Here is a 20,380-nt window from a genome sequence, read left to right as displayed (position 1 = left end):
GACGCGCCACAGGAGAAATCATGTCCACCCCCATCGCCCGGGTGGCCGCCGATTACGACGGCCACCGTGTCACGGTATCGGCCGACGACGGTGTCCCGATCGCGGTGCGAACCTTCGGTGCCGACACCGCCCCGCTCACCGTGGTTTTCGTGCACGGACACTGCCTGCGCACCGACTCCTGGTCCTACCTGCGGGATCAGCTGCTGAGTCACTGGCACTCCGATACCCGGATGGTCTTCTACGACCACCGCGGTCACGGCGAATCCGGAGTGGCCGACCCCGCCACCTACACCATCGATCAGCTCGGCCAGGACCTCGACGCCGTGCTGCGGGTAGTGGCGCCGGCCGGTCCCGTCGTACTGGTCGGGCACTCGATGGGCGCGATGGTGTGCCTCGCCTATGCCCGCCTGTTTCCCGAGGCGATCGGCACCCGCGTGGTCGGCGTCGGCCTGATCGCCGGCGCCGCCAACGCGATCACCGCGGTCGGCCTGGGCCGCTTCCTGCACCGGTACGCGGTGAACTCGCTGCAGACCGCCGTGGTGCGCGCACCGCGGGTCATGCAGGCCTCGAAGCGGTTCTCCCGCCGCATTTTCGAACCGATCATCCGGGAGGCGCAATTCGGCACCAAGAAGGTGAGTCCGCGTGTGGTCGCGGTCGCCACGGCCATGCTCAACGACACGCCGCTGCTCACCATGTCCAGCTTCCTCGGTTCGCTGATCGCCTTCGACGAGACCGCGGCGCTGGACCAGCTGGGGACGATTCCGGCGCTGGTGCTGGCCGGTTCGCACGACATCGTGGTGCCGTTCGTGCACTCGGTGGTGCTGGCGTCCCAGCTGAGCGGCTCCGAACTGGTGCGGGTGGAGGGCGCCGGGCACAGCGTCATCCTGGAACGGGCCGAAGAGGTGGCGCTGCAAATCGTCGCGCTGGTCAACCGGGTCTGCGCGACCCTGGCCGACCACGGGCCGGAGCCGGAGTTCGCCGCCGCCGGCTAGGCCTCGGCGAAAGCTACGGCTGCTGCCGCCGGTTAACTGGCAACACTCGGGCTATCCACCAGACTTCCGAATCCGACGAGCCAGATCCGGATTCGTCACGTACTGTGTTGTAGATCACGATGTGTGGTGGGTCACAGGATTGACAAGCATCGTCGCGAGCGACGGCCTGCCAGCGAACACAGGAGGAAACGATGACACGCAGCGAAATCGCGGAACTCCGCTATGCGGTGGGCCAGCTCCGGCAATCGATCAGCGCACTGCGCTCCCACTACGGCGACGCCAATATGGTGCGTCGGCTGGAGAACGATCTCGAACGGCTCGTCATCGACGCCGAGGACTTCGAGCAGGCCCCGCCGCCGGAGGTGACTCGCCGGCCGGGCGAGACCATCTACGTCCCGGACAGCAAGTCCGACGAGGCGGCGTGGATGGGCGCGCAGGACGAGGGGCTCGGTTTCCACTCGCGCCCGCGCACCAAGTAACCGGATCTCGATCGTCCCGGCTGGTCACGGCCGGGACGATCGCCATGTCAGGCCCGATGCCGGCCGAAACGCCGCGCCGGGCGCGACCCGTGGAACCGCGCGCCCCGCGGCGCCTCGGTCACCGGGGCGTCGCGGGCCGATTCGAAGAGCGCGGCGATCCCGTGGTCCGGCCCGAGCGCGATGGCCTCCAGCGCGTAGCGCCCGTCACCGCGCGCCAATTCGTGCAGCATCGTGGTCATGATCCGCAGGCCGGTCGCGGCGACCGGATGACCAAGCGCGAGCGCGGATCCGTTGACGTTCAGGCGGACCTGCGGATCCAGGTCCCATTCCCGGGCCAGCGCGAGCACTTCGACCGCGAAGCCCTCGTTGATCTCGACCAGGTCGATCTCGTCCAGGGTGCGGCCGGTGCGGGCCAATAGTTTGGCGACCGCGGGCGCGACACCGAGAGTCGCTGCGGCGGAATCGGTTCCGGCGGCGGCCCAACCGGCCAGATACGCGATCGGTCGCAAACCGAGTTCGGCCAGCCGATCCTCGGCCACCACCAGGCAACCCGCGGCGCCGTGCCGGTGCGAACTCATGTTGGCCATGGTCACCACGCCGTCGGGCAGCACCGGCTCGAGCATGCCGAGGGTCTGCGCCGAGATCTCCTCGATCACGCCTTCGTCGCGCAGGATTCGGTGCATCGCCGAGTCGGTCAGCGGATCGACCCCGGGACGCCGGGCGGCGCGGCCCACCGCGACCATCTCCCCCGCGAAAACGCCCTGCCGCCAGGCACGGGCGGCTTTGCGATGGCTGGCCGCCGTGAATTCGTCCGCTTCGACCCGGCCGATACCGTAGCGCTGCGCCACCGTCTCGGCGTTGACCAGCGCCCGCTGATCCGGGCGCGACGGGCGCGGCGTGCCCTCCACCCCGACCGCCGCCACCGCGTCGGCGGCACCGGTCTGGACCATCATCGCCGCGGTGATGACCGCCTGCAGTCCGCTGCCGCAGCGACGATCGGTGCCGAAACCGGGCAGCCGCAGCCCGGTGGGCGCTCCCCCGCCGGCCATCGCGACATCCTCGACGCACCGGCGGTCGATGCCGGAGCGCTCGACGACGCGGTCCAGGATCGCGGCGGCCAGTTCGTCCGGCGTCAGTGCGGACAGTGCGCCGCCGTCGACGCCGCTCGGGGTGCGTACCGGCGCCACAATCGCGGCTCTTCTCATCGGCTCAGCACAGCACAGCCATGTTGCCGCCGTGTGAAATTGAAGGCCGTACGGTTTGGTTTGCGCGGTTGTGACGTGAATCCTGTTCTGCTCGAACAGGGTTCGACCGGTGCTAGGTTTCGAGTGCTGTCATACCCGGACAAGATCAGTTGTGGCGCAGATCATAGGGGTCGGCTTTGCCAGGACCCCGCTCACGCGATAGCTGACGTGTCGTATGGTGCTCAGCATCACATTCGATCGCGGAGGTATCGAATGACCGCCCCCAGAGCTGTATCCACCCACCCCGGCGGCTCCGCCGCCATGCCACTCCCAGATCAGCGAGGCATCCAGCCGTGAGTGCCGCACCGACATCCACTCCCGAAACAGGAACCGGCGTCTTCGCCAAGACCCGGGCCCGGATCACCGAGCGCACACTGCGCACCGACAAGTGGTGGCTCGCGCCGCTGCTCACGGTGCTCGGCCTGGCCGCGTTCGTCATCTACGCGACGATCAGATCGTATGTGCGGACGGCATATTGGGTGGACGACTACCACTATCTGACGCCGTTCTACTCGCCGTGCCTGAGCACCGACTGCGTGCCGGGCTCCAGCCACTTCGGCACCCCGCTCGGCAGTGTCCCGGCCATCCTGCCGCTGGGCTTCCTCGTCCTGCCGTTCCTGCTGCTGTTCCGGCTGACCTGCTACTACTACCGCAAGGCCTACTACCGGGCGGTGTGGTTCTCCCCGCCCGCGTGCGCCGTGGCCGAACCGCACACCAAGTACACCGGCGAAACCCGCCTGCCGCTGCTGATTCAGAACGCGCACCGCTACTTCTTCTATGTGGCCGTGCTGATCGCGCTGATCAACTCCTATGACGCCATCCTCGCGTTCCACGGCAAGGGCGGTGGTTTCGGCTTCGGGCTCGGCAATATCGTGCTGCTGGGTAACGTGATCCTGCTCTGGGCGTACACACTGTCCTGCCACTCCTGCCGGCATATCGCGGGCGGACGGCTCAAGCACTTCTCCGCGCACCCCGTGCGGTATTGGTTCTGGACCCAGATCTCCAAGCTCAACACCCGGCACATGCAGCTGGCCTGGATCACCCTCGGCACTCTCGTGCTCACCGATTTCTACGTCATGTTGGTGGCCAGCGGCACCATCTCGGATCTGCGGTTCATCAACTAGCTGAATCAGCCTCGACCCCAGGAGTATTCGCACCCATGCCAGAAGTTGAGCGGCACAAGTACGACGTCGTCGTGATCGGTGCCGGCGGCGCCGGTCTGCGCGCGGTGATCGAAGCCAGGGAACAGGGCCACTCCGTCGCGGTGGTGTGCAAGTCGCTGTTCGGCAAGGCGCACACGGTGATGGCCGAGGGCGGCTGCGCGGCCTCGATGGGCAATGCCAACGAGAAGGACAACTGGCAGACCCACTTCAAAGACACCATGCGCGGGGGCAAGTTCCTCAACAACTGGCGGATGGCGGAGCTGCACGCGCAGGAGGCGCCGGACCGGGTCTGGGAACTGGAAACCTATGGGGCGCTGTTCGATCGGACCAAGGACGGCCGGATCAGTCAGCGCAACTTCGGTGGCCACACCTACCCGCGGCTGGCGCATGTCGGCGACCGCACCGGCCTCGAGATCATCCGCACCATGCAGCAGAAGATCGTGTCGCTGCAGCAGGAGGATTTCGCGGCCACCGGTGACTACGAGGCGCGGATCAAGGTCTTCTCCGAATGCGCGATCACCGAGCTGCTCAAAGACGGCGACAAGATCTCCGGCGCGTTCGGCTACTGGCGCGAGACCGGACAGTTCATCCTTTTCGAAACTCCCGCCGTCGTTCTGGCGACCGGCGGCATCGGCAAGTCCTACAAGGTCACCTCGAACTCCTGGGAGTACACCGGCGACGGGCACGCGCTCGCGCTGCGTGCCGGAGCGACGCTGATCAACATGGAGTTCCTGCAATTCCATCCGACCGGCATGGTCTGGCCGCCCAGTGTGAAGGGCATCCTGGTCACCGAGGGTGTGCGCGGTGACGGCGGGGTGCTGAAGAACTCCGAGGGCAAGCGGTTCATGTTCGACTACATTCCGCCGGTCTTCAAAGGGCAGTACGCCGAGACCGAGGAAGAAGCCGATCAGTGGTTGCGCGACAACGATTCCGCGCGCCGCACCCCCGACCTGCTCCCCCGCGACGAGGTGGCCCGAGCCATCAACTCCGAGGTGAAAGCGGGCCGCGGCACCAAGAACGGCGGCGTCTTCCTCGATATCGCTTCTCGGCTGCCCGCCGAGGAGATCCGCCGTCGGCTGCCGTCCATGTACCACCAGTTCAAAGAGCTGGCGGACGTGGACATTACGAGTGAGCCGATGGAGGTCGGACCCACCTGTCACTACGTGATGGGCGGCATCGAGGTGGATCCGGATACCGGAGCCGCCACCGTCCCCGGGCTTTTCGCGGCCGGTGAGTGTTCCGGCGGTATGCACGGGTCGAACCGGCTGGGCGGCAACTCGCTGTCGGATCTGCTCGTCTTCGGCAGACGCGCCGGACTCGGCGCCGCCAGCTACGTCGAGCAGCTGGCCCAGCGGCCGACCGTGACCGACGCGGACGTCGCGGCGGCGGCGGAAGCCGCTGTGGCGCCGTTCGAACCGCCGGCGGACGGCACCGGCGAAAATCCCTACACTCTGCACTCCGATCTGCAGCAGGCGATGAACGACCTGGTCGGCATCATCCGTAAGGAACACGAGCTGCAGCAGGCCATCGAGCGCCTGGCGGCCCTGCGGCAGCGCTTCGACGCCATCGTCGTCGAGGGCAAGCGGCAGTTCAATCCCGGCTGGCACCTCGCGCTCGATCTGCGCAACATGCTGCTGGTGAGCGAATGCGTCGCGCAGGCAGCGCTGTTGCGGACCGAAAGCCGCGGCGGCCACACCCGCGACGACTTTCCCTCGATGGATCCGGCTTGGCGCAACAAATTGCTGGTCTGCTCCATCGACCCGAACGACGCCGACGCCCCCGTGCCCGCCGTGCGGGTGACACCGGAGGATCAGACGCCGATGCGGGCCGATCTGCTCGAGCTGTTCGACGTGGCCGAGCTCGAAAAGTACTACCGCCCGGATGAACTCCCGGGACAGCCGGCTACTGCCACGAAAGGTGAGGCCTAGCCATGGGATACGACGCGAAGTTCCGCGTATGGCGCGGTGACGATACCGGCGGCGCGCTGGAGGATTTCACCGTCGAGGTGAACGAGGGCGAGGTGGTGCTCGACATCATCCATCGCCTGCAGGCCACACAGGCGCCCGACCTCGCGGTGCGCTGGAATTGCAAAGCGGGCAAATGTGGTTCGTGCTCGGCGGAGGTGAACGGCAAGCCGCGACTGCTCTGTATGACGCGTATGTCGACCTTCGGCGCGGACGAATTGATCACCGTGACACCGATGCGCACGTTCCCGGTGATCCGCGATCTGGTCACCGACGTCTCGTTCAATTACGTGAAGGCCAGGGAAATACCGTCTTTCACGCCGCCCGCCGATCTCAAACCGGGCGACTACCGCATGCAGCAGGTGGACGTGGAACGCTCGCAGGAGTTCCGCAAGTGCATCGAGTGCTTCCTGTGCCAGAACACCTGTCACGTGGTGCGTGATCACGAGGAGAACAAGGAGTCCTTCGCGGGCCCGCGTTTTCTCATGCGGATCGCCGAGCTGGAAATGCATCCGCTGGACGTGGCGGACCGGCGAGATATGGCGCAGGAGGAGCACGGTCTCGGACTCTGCAATATCACCAAGTGCTGTACCGAGGTGTGCCCGGAACATATCAAGATCACCGACAATGCGCTGATTCCGATGAAAGAGCGCGTGGTCGACCAAAAGTACGATCCGCTGGTGTGGTTGGGTAACAAGCTGTTCCGGCGCTGACGCAAAGAACCGGCCGGGTGGATCACCCGGCCGGTCCGCGCACCCTGTTCACAACGTGGCGATGACACCCAGAGCGACGACCCACACCAGCACGCCGACGAACAACGCCGACAGCAGTGAGCCCGACAGGACGTACACACCGACCGCGGAGGCGCCGAACAACAGCGCCACGATCAACCATTCCACCCAATCGCCCGGCCGTAATTTCCGATACCGAGGATGGGTGTTCTTCAACCCACGGTCCACTAGCTATTACTACCCCGCTGTTAGGCGAGGTAAACACAATTCAGCGCGGCCGGTCGAACTCGCCGTCCTGCACCCCCGCGGTGAATGCCGACCATTCCGAGGGCGTGAATATCAAAACTCCCCCGTCCGGTTCATTTCCGTTGCGCAACGCAACGTAGCCGTCCGCGAGCAACGCGACCTCCACGCCGGTGCCCTCCGTCCCGGCGCTCGGACGCCACACGGCGCTGGACAGATCCACGTTCCCCTTCATGCCACGAACTCCTTCGCTATCTGCCGCAACAGATTTCGGCTCGGTTGCACGTCCAGCGACGCGCGCTGCAGACATTCGTGCGCCCGCAGATACCGTTCGACGTCGGCCGGGCGCTCGAGATAAAGATCGCCGGTGAAACCCTCCACATAGACCACCGGTGGTTCCACCGGATGCCCCTTGCTGTCGAACCCGAACTGCAGGACGGTGAACGGCCCCGTCGCGTCGCCGAGGGGAATACCCGCCGCGAACGGCAGAATACGCAGCGTCACATTCGGTTTGGTGCTCATATCGGCCAGGTGCCGCAATTGCGCCGCCATCACTTTCGCGTCACCGACCACGCGGCGCAGCACCGATTCGTGCAGCACCACGTCGACCGCGGCGGGCGCGGTTTTCCGGGTGGTCAGGGCCTGACGCTGCTGGCGCAACTGGACTCGGCGCTCGACCTCGTCCTCGGAATCGTCCGGATACCCCAGGCGATGCAGGGCGCGGGCGTAGTCGCCGGTTTGCAACTGACCCAGCACGAGTTCGGACTGGTAGGCGTTGAGCTGATGCGCGGACGCCTCCAAACCCACGTAGACATCGAAGTTTTCGGGGATGAGGTCGCCGTAGGCGTGCCACCAGCTCTTGACCGCCGCCTGCTGGGCCAAACCCTTCAGCGCCTCGGCCAGATCGTCGGGTATGCCGTAGATCCGGCACAGCTCCTGGATGTCGATGGTACGTATCCGGTCGGCCTGGCCTTTTTCCATCCGCTGCAAAGTGCTTGCGCCCCATTCCATCAACCGTGAGGCTTCGGCGATGGTCAGGCCGGCTTGGGTGCGCCAGTCGCGCAGATACCGGCCGAGCTGGCGGCGGGGGAGGGTGGAGGACCCGCTCTCCGCACTCGCGGCCGGGCGATCGGTGTAGCTGTCGGTCGCGGAAACTCTAGCCATACTCGCAGACACGGCACGCTCCGTTCAGTGCTCAGGCTCGCCTCCGGCGTCGTGCCTGGTCCGCCGCTCGGCGACCGGCACTTCACTTGGGCAATAGGCTCTTTGGGGGCAACAGCACATCTCATCCAATATGGAGAATCTTCCTCCCCTGAATGGACTTCGTGCTGGGAATTCGCGCGAAATCTTCCGGTATCCGGCAAGTCCGTTGCTCGCCGCCGTCTGCGATGGTGTGCTGAGAGTGTGCCCGGAGCCTTCCAGGCCCGGCCCCTCCCCGCTGTGAAAGCTCCGGGCACATCACCGATCGCATGCAGGAACGAGGAGTCATGGCCGTTGATGATCAATGCCCAGACCAGTCCCGCCGTGAGCGCTGGATGGTTCCCCCACCACACACGCGGCGGCGTGTCGACCCGTGGGCGATCGGAACTGTGAAGGTAACTGACAGAATGCCAGCTCTCGTCTCCCGGGAAAGGACGGAAATCGCGCCATGCAATTGACCAATCTGAACATGCACGTCGCCGCGCTGCTCGCCTGCGGGACCGACCCCGGCCCGATGACGACCGAGCAAGCGCACGCGGCAATGCAATTGCACCTCGACTGCACCGTGGACCGGTGCCGGGTGCGCCGCCGGGCGCGAGCGACGTTGGTCGAGGCGGGCAAATGCGTGCTGGACGAGCGGGCGCTGCGAACCTGACGGCTCGCGGTGGCGGCGCGCGGCCGGGACTGGGGAAGGCCTCGGCAGCGCGCCCCGTCGTCCCGGCGCGCCTTCGGCCGGGACCCGGCGCATCGGATGAGAGGACCCGTTATCGGGTTCCGGTGCCTGGGTCCCGACCGGAGGTACGGCGGGTCAGTGCCAGGTGTGATCGGTGAGCGGAGTGCGCGGGCCGAATTTGGGTTTGTGCGCGTAACCACTGATCTCCAGCAGGCGAACCGCTCGATAACGGTGCGGGCGCAGGGGTTCCAGATATTCGATCATCTCGTCGTCCTCGATCGCCCGGCCGAGCAGGGTCCAGCCGATGATCGCGGCGAGATGGAAATCGCCCACCGAGAGGGCATCGGCGTCACCGAAGGCGCGCTGGCCGATTTCGGCGGCGGTCCAGATCCCGATACCAGGAATGGTGCACAGCAGGCGCGCCGCTTCGGACGGATCCTGTGTCGCGATGCGTTCCAGCGATTCCGCGAGGCGGGCGGCTCGGACAATGGTCTGGGCGCGTTGCGGGCCGACATTGGCGCGGTGATAGACCCACGAGGGAATCCGCCGCCAGGTGTCCGCGTCCGGCGGCAGGGTGAGACCGGCCGGAGCGGGGCCGGGCGCCGGTTCGCCGAATTTCCGGACCAGGGCGCGCCAAGAGGCCCGCGCCGATTTGGTGTGCACCTTTTGCTCCAGTACCGCGGGGACCAGCGCTTCGAAAACCAAGCCGGTGCGGAGCATGCGCAGACCCGGGTAGCGGCGGTGCGCGTCGGCCAGTTTCGGGTGCTCGGGGACGAAACCGGATACGTCCTCGTCCAAGCAGAGCAGGTGCTCGAGCCGGTCCAGGAATTCGTCGGCTCCGGGACCCCAGGCGCTCGCCCGCACGGAATGTCTGTCGGGCTGGCTGAGGCGGTAGGTCACCGGGCCGGACAGCAGGCGCGAGGCATGCCAGTAGCTGCCGTCACCGGCGGTGATGTGGCAAGGATCACCCGGCCCCCGGCCCAGCGGGGCAATGGTGTGGGCGAGATCGACCGGACGGGCCGAAGTCACCGTCCGGACCAGGCCGGATTCGGCAACCGCCGCCTGTTCGCGCACGGCCCCATTCTGCCCGGCTCGTCCGGTGATCCAGACACCGGGCTGACGGGCGAAGTGCCGGTGACGATAACGATCTCGATCAGCAGGGCTTGCCGGTCGTTACTCGATTCCGCCCGGCACGCTGCCGTTCGGCAGCTGGTCGTCCAGCAGGAACTGGGCCAGGTGCACGCCCTCGCGGCCCGCCAGCTGCTCGGCTTGGGTACGGCACGAGAAGCCGTCCGCGAGCAGTGTGGCCGTCGCGTCCGCCTGTAGGGCGGGCAGCAGACCGTTCGCCGCGACCTGCACCGACACGTCGTAATGACCCTGCTGCATACCGAAATTTCCGGCCAGGCCGCAGCATCCGGCGATCTCCCGTACGCGTACACCCATGCGGGCCAGCAGCTCCCGGTCGGCCTGGAAACCCAGTACCGCGTGCTGGTGACAATGGGGCTGCACCACCACCTCCGCGCCTTCCCGGACCGGAGGACGCCAGTCGGATTGTGCCGCAAGGAATTCCGCGAGCGTGCGGATGGCCGCGGCGGTCCGGGCGGCCCGCGGGTCGTCCGGGAGCAGTTCCGGGAGATCGGCGCGCAGCACAGCGGTGCAGGACGGCTCCAACCCGAGCACGATGCCGCCGCCGCGCACGTGCTCGTCGAGTTCGTCCAGCGTCGTGCGCAATCGCGCCCGGGCTCCGTCCAGCTGGCCGGTACTTATCCACGTCAATCCACAGCACAGCCGGCGATCCGGCACGCGCACCCGGAATCCGAGCGATTCGATCAATCGGACTGCGGCCAGAGCGATTTCGGGGTCGAAGGCATCGGTGAAGGTGTCGACCCACAGCATGATCTCCGGCTGCGCCACCGGATCTCGCTGGCTATCGGAACCGGCCCCCAAGGTGGGATTTTGCTGGTAGTGACGGCGGAAACTGCGATCGGCGAGCCGGGGGATCTCGCGACGGGGGTCGATGCCGGCGGCGCGCAGGCCGATTCGGCGCAACCAGCGGATTTCGGATAGGGCATTGGCCAACCGCGGCACGCGGGTCGCCAGGGCCAGCCAGCGGGGGAGCCGGCCGAGGGTGTAGTGGTCGACCGGGCGCAGGCGGCCCCGGTAGCGACGGTGCAGCGCCTCGGATTTGTAGGTGGCGAGGTCGACGCCCGCGGGGCAGTCGGAACGACAAGCCTTGCAGGACAGGCACAAGTCCAGGGATTCCGCGACGGCGGGGGAGTCCCAGGGCAGGGCGCCGCGCACGACCTCCTGCAGCACCCGGGCCCGGCCGCGGGTGCTGTCCTTCTCGTCGGCGGTCGCGAGAAAGGACGGGCACATGAAACCGCCCGCGGAGCTGTTGTCCGCCCGGCACTTTCCGACGCCGACGCAGCGGTGCACCGCGGTGGCGAGGTCGCCCTCGTCATGCGGGTAGGCGAAACCGTCGGCGAGCGGGACCCTCGGCAAGCCGGCCACCCGCAGGTCGGCGTCGAGCGGCCGGGGGGCCACCAGCACGCCGGGGTTGAGCACATTGTCCGGATCGAACAGTGCTTTGTATCCGGCGAATACGTCGAGCACTGCTCGGGAGTACATGACGGGCAACAACTCCGAGCGGGCGCGACCGTCACCGTGTTCACCGGACAGCGAGCCGCCGTAGCGGACGACCAGCTCGGCCGAGTCGAACAGGAAGGCGCGGAAGCGTTGTGGTGCCTCGGCGATCGGCAGGTCGAGACGTACGTGGATACAGCCGTCGCCGATGTGGCCGTAGAGCAGGCCGTCGACACCGTGCTCGCGGGTGAGGTCGGCGAAGTCGCGCAGGTACGCGCCCAGATGTTCGGGCGGGACGGCGGCGTCCTCCCAGCCGGGCCACGCCGGTTTCCCGTCCGGTGTGCGTCCGGCGAGTCCGGCCCCGTCGGCGCGGATTCGCCAGAGTGCCGCTGCCTCAGCGGGTTCGGCGACGATGCGGGAGTCGAGCGCGTTCGCCGCTTCGCACAGTCCGGCGGCGGCAGCCCAGGCCTGCTCGGCGCTGTCGCCCGCGGTTTCCACGAACAACCAGCCGCCGCCGCGCGGTAGTTCCGGAACTGTCCCCCGGTGTGCGCGCACGATGTCGACCAATCGGGCGTCGATGCCCTCGACGGCGATCGGCTCGCAGCGCATGACGGCCGCGACATCGTCGGCGGCGGCGGCCATGTCGTCGTATCCGAGCACCGTCAATACGGTGGCCCCGGGCAGCGCGACCAGGTCGACGGTGGCCTCGAGCAGCACACCACAGGTGCCCTCGGAACCGGCGAACGCCTTGGCGATCGACGAACCGCGCTCCGGCAGAAGATGTTCCAGCCCGTATCCGGAAGCCTGCCGGTCGAACCGGCCCAGATCGGTGCGCAGCACGGCCAGATTCGCCCGCGTGAATTCCGGTAGACCGGGCACGACGGTCAGGTCGTCGCCGAGCCCGCGATCCGCGCCGGTGCCGTCGAGGATGCGCAGTTCACGCACGTTGTCCGAAGTACGTCCCCAGGCGACGGCCCGCGGTCCGCAGGCGTTGTTGCCGATCATCCCGCCGAGCGTGCACCGGTTCTGGGTCGACGGATCCGGCCCGAACCGCAACCCGTGCGCTCCCGCCTCGCGCTGCAACGCCGACAGCACCACTCCGGGCTGCACCCGGGCTGTCCGCCGTTCCGGATCCAGTTCCAGCACTCGATTCATGTATCGGCTGAAATCCAGGATGATTCCGTCGCCGATCGCGTTGCCCGCCACCGACGTCCCCGCGCCGCGCGCGGTCAGCGAAAGCCCATTGTCCCGGGCGAATTCGAGCGTCGCCGCCACATCGTCGGCTTCACGGGGGAAGACCACCGCAGCGGGCAGCACCCGGTAGTTCGAAGCGTCGGAGGAATACTCCGCGCGCCGCCGCGCCGACAGATCGACCGCGCAGCCGACCCGCTCGCGCAACGCCTCGACGATCCGATCCAGCTCGCTCACCCCGCCAGCCTAAGCCTGTCCCGCCGACGTGGTCGGCGACAACACAGACCATCGATATGGGTGGTAGTAGCAGGGTCTCCCTTGTCGACGGGCGCGCCGTTAGGTTCGACAGGACCCGGGGCCTGGGGGAATGGGTTGATCTGAACCAATGTTTAGGTTCTAGTGTCGGTGCTACCGGCTTGAATGGGCCGGGAGTGAGAGGGAGTGCGAGCGTGAATATCGAATCGGTGGCGTACAGCCAGATGTATCGGCGAATGAACGCGCCCGACGAGCAGCGTCCGTTCAGCCTGGCGACCGCCAAGCGGATTCTCGGATTCGCGCAGCCGCATCGAGCGCGGATCGCGGTATTCCTGGTCTTCAGCGTGGTGTCGGCGCTGCTCGCGGTGGCCACGCCGGTGCTGGCCGGCCGTGTCGTCAACAGCATTGTCGGCGGTGCGGCGCCGCGGGTCGTGGTCGTGCTCGCCCTGATCATCGGCGTACTCGCGCTGTTCGACGCCGCACTCGGGGTCGGTACCCGCTGGCTGTCCTCCCGCATCGGGGAGGGCCTGATCCTGGATCTGCGCACCGCGGTGTTCGATCACGTACAGCGGATGCCGATCGCGTTCTTCACTCGCACTCGCACGGGCGCGCTGGTCAGCCGCTTGAACAATGACGTGATCGGGGCGCAGCGCGCCTTCAGCGACACCTTGTCCGGCGTGGTCGCGAACCTGGTCACGCTGGCGCTCACCCTGGGCGTGATGCTGACCATCTCCTGGCGGATCACCCTGCTCGCGCTGTTGTTGCTGCCGGTGTTCGTCATTCCCGCCCGGCGCATGGGCAACCGGCTCGCCACGCTGCAGCGGGAGGCGGCGAAGTTGAATGCGGCGATGAGCACCCAGATGACCGAGCGGTTCTCCGCGCCCGGCGCCACGCTGGTGAAGCTGTTCGGGCGGCCCACGCAGGAATCGGACGAGTTCGCGCTGCGCGCCCGCCGGGTCCGCGATATCGGAGTCCGCACCGCCATGTTGCAGACGGTCTTCGTCACCTCGCTGACGTTGGTCTCGGCCCTGGCCCTCGCCCTGGTATACGGCCTCGGCGGCTGGTACGCGCTGCGCGGACAACTGGATGCCGGTGCGGTGGTGGCTCTTTCGCTGCTCCTGACCAGGCTGTACACCCCGCTCACCGCACTCGCGAGCGCCCGGATGGAGATCATGGCCGCGCTGGTGAGCTTCGAGCGGGTCTTCGAGGTGCTGGACCTGAAGCCGTTGATCGAGGAAGCGCCCGGCGCGGTGCCGGTGCCCGAGGGCCCGGTGGCCGTGGAGTTGGACGACGTGACCTTCGGTTACCCCTCCGCCGACAAGGTGTCGCTGGCCTCGCTGGAGGAGGTCGCCACGCTGGATACCCGAGGCGGTGTGGACGTCCTGCACAATGTGTCGCTGCGCGCCGAACCCGGCCAGCTGGTCGCGCTGGTCGGCTCCTCCGGCGCCGGTAAATCGACTGTGGCGCAACTGGTCTCCCGGCTGTACGACGTAGACAGTGGCGCGGTGCGCCTGAACGGCACTGACGTCCGCCAGCTGAGCACGGCGTCGTTGCGCGACACCGTCGGCCTGGTCACCCAGGACGGCCATCTGTTCCACGATTCGATCCGCTCGAATCTGCTGCTGGCCCGTCCGGAAGCCACCGAAGCGCAGCTGTGGGACGCCCTGGAGCGCGCCCGGCTGGGCGATCTGGTGGCCTCGCTCCAGGACGGTCTGGACACCGTGGTCGGCGAACGCGGATACCGCCTCTCCGGCGGCGAACGCCAGCGCCTCACCATCGCCCGTCTGCTGCTCAAGCAGCCGCGGGTGGTCATCCTCGACGAGGCGACGGCCTCGCTGGACTCCACCTCGGAAGCCGCTGTCCAGGAAGCTCTTTCCGAAGCTCTCGACGGGCGCACCGCCCTGGTGATCGCCCATCGCCTGTCCACCATCCGCGCCGCCGACCTCATCGTCGTCCTGGAAGACGGCCGCATCGTGGAACGCGGCACACACACCGAGCTACTCGCCGCCGAAGGCCGTTACGCCGAGCTGTACCGCACCCAATTCGCCGACGACACGGTCGAAGTCGCGGCCTGACCGCAACCCGCAACGCGGCCCCGCCCATGGCATGGGCGGGGCCGCGTTCGGCTGTGCGCGATTGACGTTTCAGTGGTTGCGGCGGGGATCGAGCCCGTCGAGCAGACGGTCCAGGCCGTAGGTGAATTTGCGGTCGCGGACTTCGGCCGGGTCCTGGTCCCAGTTCTCGGTGGCGAGATCGGCGGTGAGACGGGGGAATTCGGCGGCGGCCTGCTCGACGGCGGGGCGCAGACCGGCGACCAGTTCGGCTTCGGTGCCGCCGGAGCGGGCGATGGCGGTGAGCCAGGCGGCTTCGCTGACGCTGCTGCCGACGACGTAGGAGCTCAGCGCGCTGATGGCATCGCCCACTTCGCCGGGCGTGAAGCCGCCCGCCTGGAACAGGGCGATCATGCGGTCGGTCATGCGGGTGACGTTGGGGCCCAGGTGGGACAGGCCCACCTGGCTGAGCGTGCCGGCCATCCAGGGATGGCGCAGAATCATTGCCCGCATGTTGGCCGCGAATTGCACTGTGGCACCACGCCATTCGTCGGGGTTGCAAATCCCGGGGACGGCGATCTCGCCGTAGACCTCGTCCACCACCAGCTCGATCAGTTCGTCGCGGTTGGCAACGTGCCGATAGAGGGAGGTGGCGCCGGCGTTGAGGCGCGCGCCCAGCTGGCGCATGGTCAGCGCCTCCATGCCCTCCGCGTCCAGCAGCGCGACGGCCTCCGCGACGATGTGCTCGCGGGTGAGGGCGGGCTGGTCCCGGCCTTTGCGCGGGCGCGTCCACACCGATTCCACCTGCGGCTTCTCGCTGGGCATCGAGTCTCCTTCCGTTTCGGCCAGCCTAGCGCACGATGTTCGCACTTGCGAACGTCCCAAAATGATGCATACAGTGTTCGCAACACGCAAACAGCGTACGCAACACTGCGAGAGAAGAGTTTCCGATGGACGCGATCGACACCCGCAACCCCAAGCGCTGGTGGATTCTGGTGGTGCTGTGCCTGAGCACCCTGGTCCTGGTCATCGACAATTTCGTCTTGGCCGTGGCGGTGCCGCCGCTGGCCGAGGATCTCGGTGCCGGCGCACAGGACATCCAGTGGATCCTGGATTCCTACATCCTGGTGTTCGCGGGGCTGCTGCTCACCGCGGGCGGCTTGGCCGACCGGTTCGGCCGCCGCCGGGTGATGATCATCGGCTTGGCGCTGTTCGGGTCGGCCTCATTCGGCGCGACCCTGGCCGACAGCTCGATCGAGATGATCGTGGCCCGCACCGTGATGGGCATCGGTGGCGCGCTGGTGCTGCCGAGCACCCTGTCCATCCTGATCACCGTGTTCGACGACCAGGAGCGCCGTAAAGCGATGGCGGCGTGGAGCGCCGCGTCGGTGCTCGGTCTGATCGCCGGTCCGGTGCTGGGCGGCGTGCTGATCGCGCACTTCTGGTGGGGCGCGGCGTTCTCGATCAACATCCCGGTGGCGATCATCGCCATCGTCGCGGCACTGGTATTGATGCCGGAATCCAAAGGGCCGCAAACGAAACCGGACGTGCCGGGCGCGGTGCTGTCCATGGTCGGCATGACGGCCCTGGTCTGGACCATCATCGAATTCCCCGCGGGCGGCTTCGATCACGCGAGCACCCTGATCACGCTCACCATTGCCGTCCTCAGCCTGGTGTCGTTCATCGCCTGGGAAAAGCGCGTCGCCGAACCGATGGTGCCACTGCACCTGTTCCGGGACCGCGACTTCGCCGGCGGCAGCCTGTCGCTGACTCTCGTGCAGGTCGCCAACGGCGGCATTCTGCTGGTGCTGACGCAGTACCTGCAGTTCGTCCTCGGCTACTCGCCCACCGAGGCCGGGCTGGCGCTGATCCCGATGCTGCTGGCCTCGATCCTCTGCAACGGCCTCGGCGCCGGGCTGGGCGCGACGCTGGGCAACCGGGCCCTCGCCGTCACCGGCATGTTGATCACCACCGTTGGTCTGGGTCTGCTGTCGAGTCTGCGGGCCGACAGCGGGTTCACCCTGGTCGCCGTCGCCCTGGTCGTCCTCGGCGCCGGTGCCGGTTTCGCTCAACCCGCCGCTATCGCCGCCCTGATGAGCGCGGTCCCGGAGGAGCAGGCCGGTGCGGGCTCCGCCCTGAACGACACCATCCAGCAGGCCGGCGCGGCGCTGGGCATCGCGGTGCTCGGCTCGATTCTCGCCAGCGGCTTCACCAGAGCCATGCCCGAGGACGCACCGGAGGCCGCCCGCCGCTCCATCGGTGACGCCTTCGCGGTGGCCGCCGGTACCGGCGACGCGGCGCTGATCGACACCGCCCGAACGGCTTTCGCCAGCGGCATGACCACCAGTTTCCTCGCCGGCGGCGTTGGCGTGCTGGCCGCCGCGATCCTGGCCCTGTTCGTCATGCGAGGCAACAAGACGGCACCGGAAGCGATGCGGGAAACCCGCGAGCTGGCAATCGCGCGGTAGCCCAAGAGAAAACACGAGGCCCGGCCGTGCAGGCCGGGCCTCGTGCTGTCTTCAGAAGGCGCCGGCGACAGCCAGAACTGTTCTGCCGGAATGGGAACCGGCTTGGATGGCGCGCAATACCTCGGGCGCCTCGGTGACGGGGGCCAGGTTCTCGATGGCGGAAAGGTGCCGGGGTTTCAGTTCTTTTCCGAGCCTGGTCCACAGGTCGCGGCGCTGGTCGATCGGGAAGTGGACGGAGTCGATGCCGAACAGGGCGACGCCGCGCAAGATGAACGGCAGCACGGTGGCAGGCAGATCGGGACCCCCGGTGAGGCCGCTGACCGCGACCGTGCCGCCGTAGGCGATGGAGCTCAGCACATAGGCGAGCGATTTTCCGCCGACGCTGTCGACCGCGGCGGACCAGCGGGCTTTGGCCAGCGGACGCAGCGCGGCATCGGGGTCTTCGGGCAGCCGGCCGATCACCTCGGCGGCGCCGAGTTCGGAAAGCAGTTCCGCGGCATCCTTTTTGCCGGTGGAGGCGACGACCTCGAAGCCGAGACCGGCGAGGATGTCGACCGCGACACTGCCCACCCCGCCCGTCGCGCCGGTGACCAGCACCGCGCCGTCGGAGGGAGTGAGCCCGCGGTTCAGCAGTTCCTGCACGCTCATGGCCGCGGTGAATCCGGCGGTGCCGAGGGCGGCGGCCTCGCGGGGGGTCAAGCCGTCCAGCTTCACCACCCACTCCGCCGGGACGCGCGCGTACTCGGCGAAACCGCCGTGGTGCGCGACGCCGATGTCGTAGCCGTGCGCGACGATCAGATCACCCGGGACGAAATGATCGTCCTCGGAGCTGACGACCTCACCGGTGAGATCGATACCCGGCACGATCGGGTAGTTCCGGACCACGCCGCCACCCTCGGTGACCGCGAGTCCGTCCTTGAAGTTCGCACTCGAGTAATGCACTTTGACCAGCACGGTGCCCGGTCCGAGGAATTCCTCGCCGACCTTCTCCCGCGCCAACTCGATGCCGTTATCCGACCGGTGCGCCACCATCGCCCAGAACTCCATGGTCTCGAGCATACGAGTGCCGACGGTGCTGTGCCGGGATTCCATCGGTGGAGAAGACCTTCGGGGAAACCTAGTGTGGTCGCATGACGCACCAAGATCCTGCGGACCGAATCGCCGCCGCGGAAATCGAAATGCGTTGGGTCGACGCGTGGAATCAGCTCTCCGACATCGGCGCGGTCACCTGTCTACTACCTGACGGCTCCTGGGTCGATGTCGATACCTGCGAGGGCTTCCTGCAGGACAGCGCGTACGGCGGCTGGCGGCTGGCGGTGACGGCGGCGGACTTCGCCGGCCGGTCGGTCGCGGTGGTACACCGGTGGCGCTGAACGCTATTCGGGCAACAGTTCGAGGCGGACACCGAGCAGCCGGACCGGGCGCTCGAGCTCGAAGCGGTCCAGAATCCGGACGGCCGTCTCGACGATGACGGTGACGTCGTTGGTCGGCTCAGGCAGTTTGGCCTGTTTGCTCCGGGTGTAGAAGGTGTTGCTGCGCACCGTGACCGAGACGCGGAACGGCGTGCGGCCGGCCGCGGCCATCTCCTCGGCGACCTCGGTGGCCAGGCGGGCGACCTGGGCGCGGATCTCGGCGCGCTCGGTCAGGTCGTGCGGGAAGGTCTCGGACTTGCTGCGCCCCACCGGAACTCGCGGCTCGGTGACCACATCGGTGTCGCCTTTACCGTGGCCCAGCACCCAGAGGTAAGGCCCGGTATTCGGGCCGAACTCGGCGGCGAGCCGCTGCCGATCGGCAGCCATCAGATCGCCGACGGTTTCGATGCCGAGTTCGGACATGCGGGCGGCGATGCGTTTGCCGACGCCCCACAGCGCCGAGGTCGGGCGGTGCGCCATCACCTCGGTCCAGTTCGCGGCGGTGAGACGGAACAGGCCGGTGCCGTCTCCGGCCGCCGGGGCGTCGGACTTGCTCACCGACTTGGCGAACCCGGTGGCCAATTTGGCGGTGAGCTTGTTGTCGCCGATGCCGATACAGCAGGTGAGCTCCAACTCGGCGATGGCGGCGCGGATGGCGGTGGCGAGTTGTTCGGGGTCATCGGTGTCGGCGGCGAGGAAGGCCTCGTCCCAGCCCCACACCTCGACCCGGCCCGGGAAGGTGCGCAGCAGCGACATCACCTCCTCGGAGGCTTCCTCGTAGGCCACCATGTCGAGCGGCAGGAAGACGCCCTCGGGGCATTTACGCTGCGCGGACCGCAGAGCCATTCCCGCGCGCACACCGTAGGCCCGTGCCGGATAGGAGGCGCAGGTCACCACCTTGCGCGGCTCGCTCGGATCGCCGTTGCCGCCGACGATGACCGGCTGACCGCGCAGTTCGGGGTGACGGCGGAACTCCACCGCCGCTTGGAACTGGTCGAGATCGACATGCAGCAGCCATCTGGCCATATCTCCGTCTTACCGCATGCACGGGCGAACAGGCGCGAATACGCAGCTCACCCCGAGAACCAATACCTCGCCCGCCCTTGCGCGGCTGCGCGAAACAGAACTAGATTCTGGTCATGAAGATTCGAGATCGGTTGCTGTTGGCAGCCGAGCGGCAGTTCGCCGAACGCGGCGCCCTCGATGCGACCCTGACGCAGATCCGCGATGCGGCGGGGGCCAGCGTGGGAGCGCTGTACCACCACTTCCCGGACAAGGCCGAGCTGTACCGCCAGGTATGGGCGCATGCGCTGGCCGACTATCAGGAGCACTTCTGGGTCGCGGTCGGGCAGAGCACCGACGCGCAAGAGGGCGTCACCGCGGGCGTACGCGAGCACTTGCGCTGGGTCACCGAAAACCAGTACCGCGCGAAGGTGCTCACCTCGTCACGCCCGCCCGGCGTGCGCGAGAGCGACAGCAACCGGGAATTCTTCGCCAACGTGTATCGCTGGTGGCGCACGCACGCGCGCTACGGCGCGGTCCGCGATCTGGAATTCGACCTCGTCTACGCGCTGTGGCTCGGCCCGGCCCAGGAGTACGCCCGCCAATGGCTCGGCGGCGATATGCGCACCTCGCCCAAGGATGTCGGCAAAGAGCTGGCCGACGCCGCCTGGGTCTCGCTCCGCGCCGACGACCGCTGAAACCCTGCCCGACACACCCAGGAGCTGTCCC

19 protein-coding genes are annotated in these 20,380 nt (G+C 67.6%); 10 read left to right on the top strand and 9 right to left on the bottom strand.

All coding sequences use genetic code 11. From position 1 onward, the window contains the following. Positions 1 to 20 precede the first annotated feature (20 nt). On the top strand, positions 21 to 992 hold the full coding sequence (locus BJ987_RS06070; RefSeq protein ID WP_245365838.1) for an alpha/beta fold hydrolase: 972 nt from the start codon (positions 21 to 23) through the stop codon (positions 990 to 992). Positions 993 to 1,183: 191 nt separating this feature from the next. Further along, positions 1,184 to 1,471 carry an Rv0250c family protein gene (locus tag BJ987_RS06065; RefSeq protein WP_209885463.1) on the top strand — a complete coding sequence of 96 codons (288 nt, stop codon included), beginning with the start codon at positions 1,184 to 1,186 and terminating at the stop codon, positions 1,469 to 1,471. A gap of 47 nt (positions 1,472 to 1,518) precedes the next feature. Here the strand turns inward: BJ987_RS06065 and BJ987_RS06060 are convergent, their stop codons facing one another. Further along, entirely contained in the window at positions 1,519 to 2,676 is a 1,158-nt protein-coding gene (locus BJ987_RS06060) for a thiolase family protein (protein WP_209885461.1), read from the bottom strand. A 332-nt stretch (positions 2,677 to 3,008) separates the two neighbouring features. Here BJ987_RS06060 and sdhC point away from each other — a divergent pair, with 332 nt between their 5' ends. From sdhC to BJ987_RS06045, 3 genes are read left to right on the top strand one after another with little or no spacing between them, the layout of a single operon-like run. Further along, positions 3,009 to 3,839 carry a succinate dehydrogenase subunit SdhC gene (gene sdhC / locus BJ987_RS06055; RefSeq protein WP_209885458.1) on the top strand — a complete coding sequence of 277 codons (831 nt, stop codon included), beginning with the start codon at positions 3,009 to 3,011 and terminating at the stop codon, positions 3,837 to 3,839. A gap of 35 nt (positions 3,840 to 3,874) precedes the next feature. Then, positions 3,875 to 5,806 (top strand): fumarate reductase/succinate dehydrogenase flavoprotein subunit, encoded by a 1,932-nt coding sequence (locus BJ987_RS06050; RefSeq protein WP_209885456.1) that lies wholly within the window; start codon positions 3,875 to 3,877, stop codon positions 5,804 to 5,806. 2 nt (positions 5,807 to 5,808) lie between these two features. After that, positions 5,809 to 6,555, top strand: coding sequence for a succinate dehydrogenase/fumarate reductase iron-sulfur subunit (locus BJ987_RS06045; RefSeq protein ID WP_209885454.1), 747 nt, complete (start codon positions 5,809 to 5,811; stop codon positions 6,553 to 6,555). A 48-nt stretch (positions 6,556 to 6,603) separates the two neighbouring features. Here BJ987_RS06045 and BJ987_RS06040 read toward each other — a convergent pair whose 3' ends face one another. The 3 genes from BJ987_RS06040 to BJ987_RS06030 all read right to left on the bottom strand — a co-directional run bounded on the left by BJ987_RS06040 (position 6,604) and on the right by BJ987_RS06030 (position 7,980). Then, positions 6,604 to 6,741: a hypothetical protein gene (locus BJ987_RS06040; protein ID WP_245367871.1), complete on the bottom strand. Its 138-nt coding sequence runs from the start codon at positions 6,739 to 6,741 to the stop codon at positions 6,604 to 6,606. A gap of 100 nt (positions 6,742 to 6,841) precedes the next feature. After that, positions 6,842 to 7,051, bottom strand: coding sequence for a DUF397 domain-containing protein (locus tag BJ987_RS06035; protein ID WP_209885450.1), 210 nt, complete (start codon positions 7,049 to 7,051; stop codon positions 6,842 to 6,844). Continuing rightward, on the bottom strand, positions 7,048 to 7,980 hold the full coding sequence (locus BJ987_RS06030) for a helix-turn-helix domain-containing protein (protein WP_209885448.1): 933 nt from the start codon (positions 7,978 to 7,980) through the stop codon (positions 7,048 to 7,050). The genes BJ987_RS06035 and BJ987_RS06030 overlap by 4 nt, the downstream gene beginning before the upstream one ends. 484 nt (positions 7,981 to 8,464) lie before the next feature. On the opposite strand from BJ987_RS06030, the gene BJ987_RS06025 reads away from it, so the two are divergent. Further along, entirely contained in the window at positions 8,465 to 8,671 is a 207-nt protein-coding gene (locus tag BJ987_RS06025; RefSeq protein WP_194816555.1) for a hypothetical protein, read from the top strand. A 153-nt stretch (positions 8,672 to 8,824) separates the two neighbouring features. Here BJ987_RS06025 and BJ987_RS06020 read toward each other — a convergent pair whose 3' ends face one another. Both BJ987_RS06020 and BJ987_RS06015 read right to left on the bottom strand, forming a co-directional pair. Then, on the bottom strand, positions 8,825 to 9,763 hold the full coding sequence (locus tag BJ987_RS06020; RefSeq protein WP_209885446.1) for a DNA-3-methyladenine glycosylase family protein: 939 nt from the start codon (positions 9,761 to 9,763) through the stop codon (positions 8,825 to 8,827). A 99-nt stretch (positions 9,764 to 9,862) separates the two neighbouring features. Further along, positions 9,863 to 12,700, bottom strand: coding sequence for an FAD-binding and (Fe-S)-binding domain-containing protein (locus BJ987_RS06015; RefSeq protein WP_209885444.1), 2,838 nt, complete (start codon positions 12,698 to 12,700; stop codon positions 9,863 to 9,865). 242 nt (positions 12,701 to 12,942) lie between these two features. Between BJ987_RS06015 and BJ987_RS06010 the strand changes: the two genes are divergently transcribed. Beyond that, positions 12,943 to 14,793: an ABC transporter ATP-binding protein gene (locus BJ987_RS06010; protein WP_245366597.1), complete on the top strand. Its 1,851-nt coding sequence runs from the start codon at positions 12,943 to 12,945 to the stop codon at positions 14,791 to 14,793. Between the two features lie 69 nt (positions 14,794 to 14,862). Here the strand turns inward: BJ987_RS06010 and BJ987_RS06005 are convergent, their stop codons facing one another. Then, positions 14,863 to 15,594 (bottom strand): TetR/AcrR family transcriptional regulator, encoded by a 732-nt coding sequence (locus BJ987_RS06005; protein ID WP_209885440.1) that lies wholly within the window; start codon positions 15,592 to 15,594, stop codon positions 14,863 to 14,865. Positions 15,595 to 15,719: 125 nt separating this feature from the next. Between BJ987_RS06005 and BJ987_RS06000 the strand changes: the two genes are divergently transcribed. After that, complete coding sequence (locus BJ987_RS06000; protein WP_209885438.1) at positions 15,720 to 17,237, top strand: MFS transporter; 1,518 nt, start codon at positions 15,720 to 15,722, stop codon at positions 17,235 to 17,237. 51 nt (positions 17,238 to 17,288) lie between these two features. On the opposite strand, the gene BJ987_RS05995 is transcribed toward BJ987_RS06000, so the two are convergent. Then, positions 17,289 to 18,284, bottom strand: a complete 996-nt coding sequence (locus BJ987_RS05995; protein WP_209885436.1) for an oxidoreductase — start codon at positions 18,282 to 18,284, stop codon at positions 17,289 to 17,291. An 83-nt stretch (positions 18,285 to 18,367) separates the two neighbouring features. Between BJ987_RS05995 and BJ987_RS05990 the strand changes: the two genes are divergently transcribed. After that, entirely contained in the window at positions 18,368 to 18,610 is a 243-nt protein-coding gene (locus tag BJ987_RS05990) for a hypothetical protein (protein WP_209885434.1), read from the top strand. Between the two features lie 3 nt (positions 18,611 to 18,613). Here the strand turns inward: BJ987_RS05990 and BJ987_RS05985 are convergent, their stop codons facing one another. Beyond that, entirely contained in the window at positions 18,614 to 19,675 is a 1,062-nt protein-coding gene (locus tag BJ987_RS05985) for a DNA polymerase IV (RefSeq protein WP_209885432.1), read from the bottom strand. Between the two features lie 113 nt (positions 19,676 to 19,788). Between BJ987_RS05985 and BJ987_RS05980 the strand changes: the two genes are divergently transcribed. After that, positions 19,789 to 20,349: a TetR/AcrR family transcriptional regulator gene (locus tag BJ987_RS05980; RefSeq protein ID WP_209885430.1), complete on the top strand. Its 561-nt coding sequence runs from the start codon at positions 19,789 to 19,791 to the stop codon at positions 20,347 to 20,349. The last annotated feature ends 31 nt before the right edge of the window (positions 20,350 to 20,380 follow it).

This window comes from Nocardia goodfellowii, assembly GCF_017875645.1.
GTDB classification, from domain to species: Bacteria; Actinomycetota; Actinomycetes; order Mycobacteriales; family Mycobacteriaceae; genus Nocardia; species Nocardia goodfellowii.
Note: the sequence above shows the minus strand (reverse complement) of the source record. Positions and strands in the feature narration are given on the sequence as shown.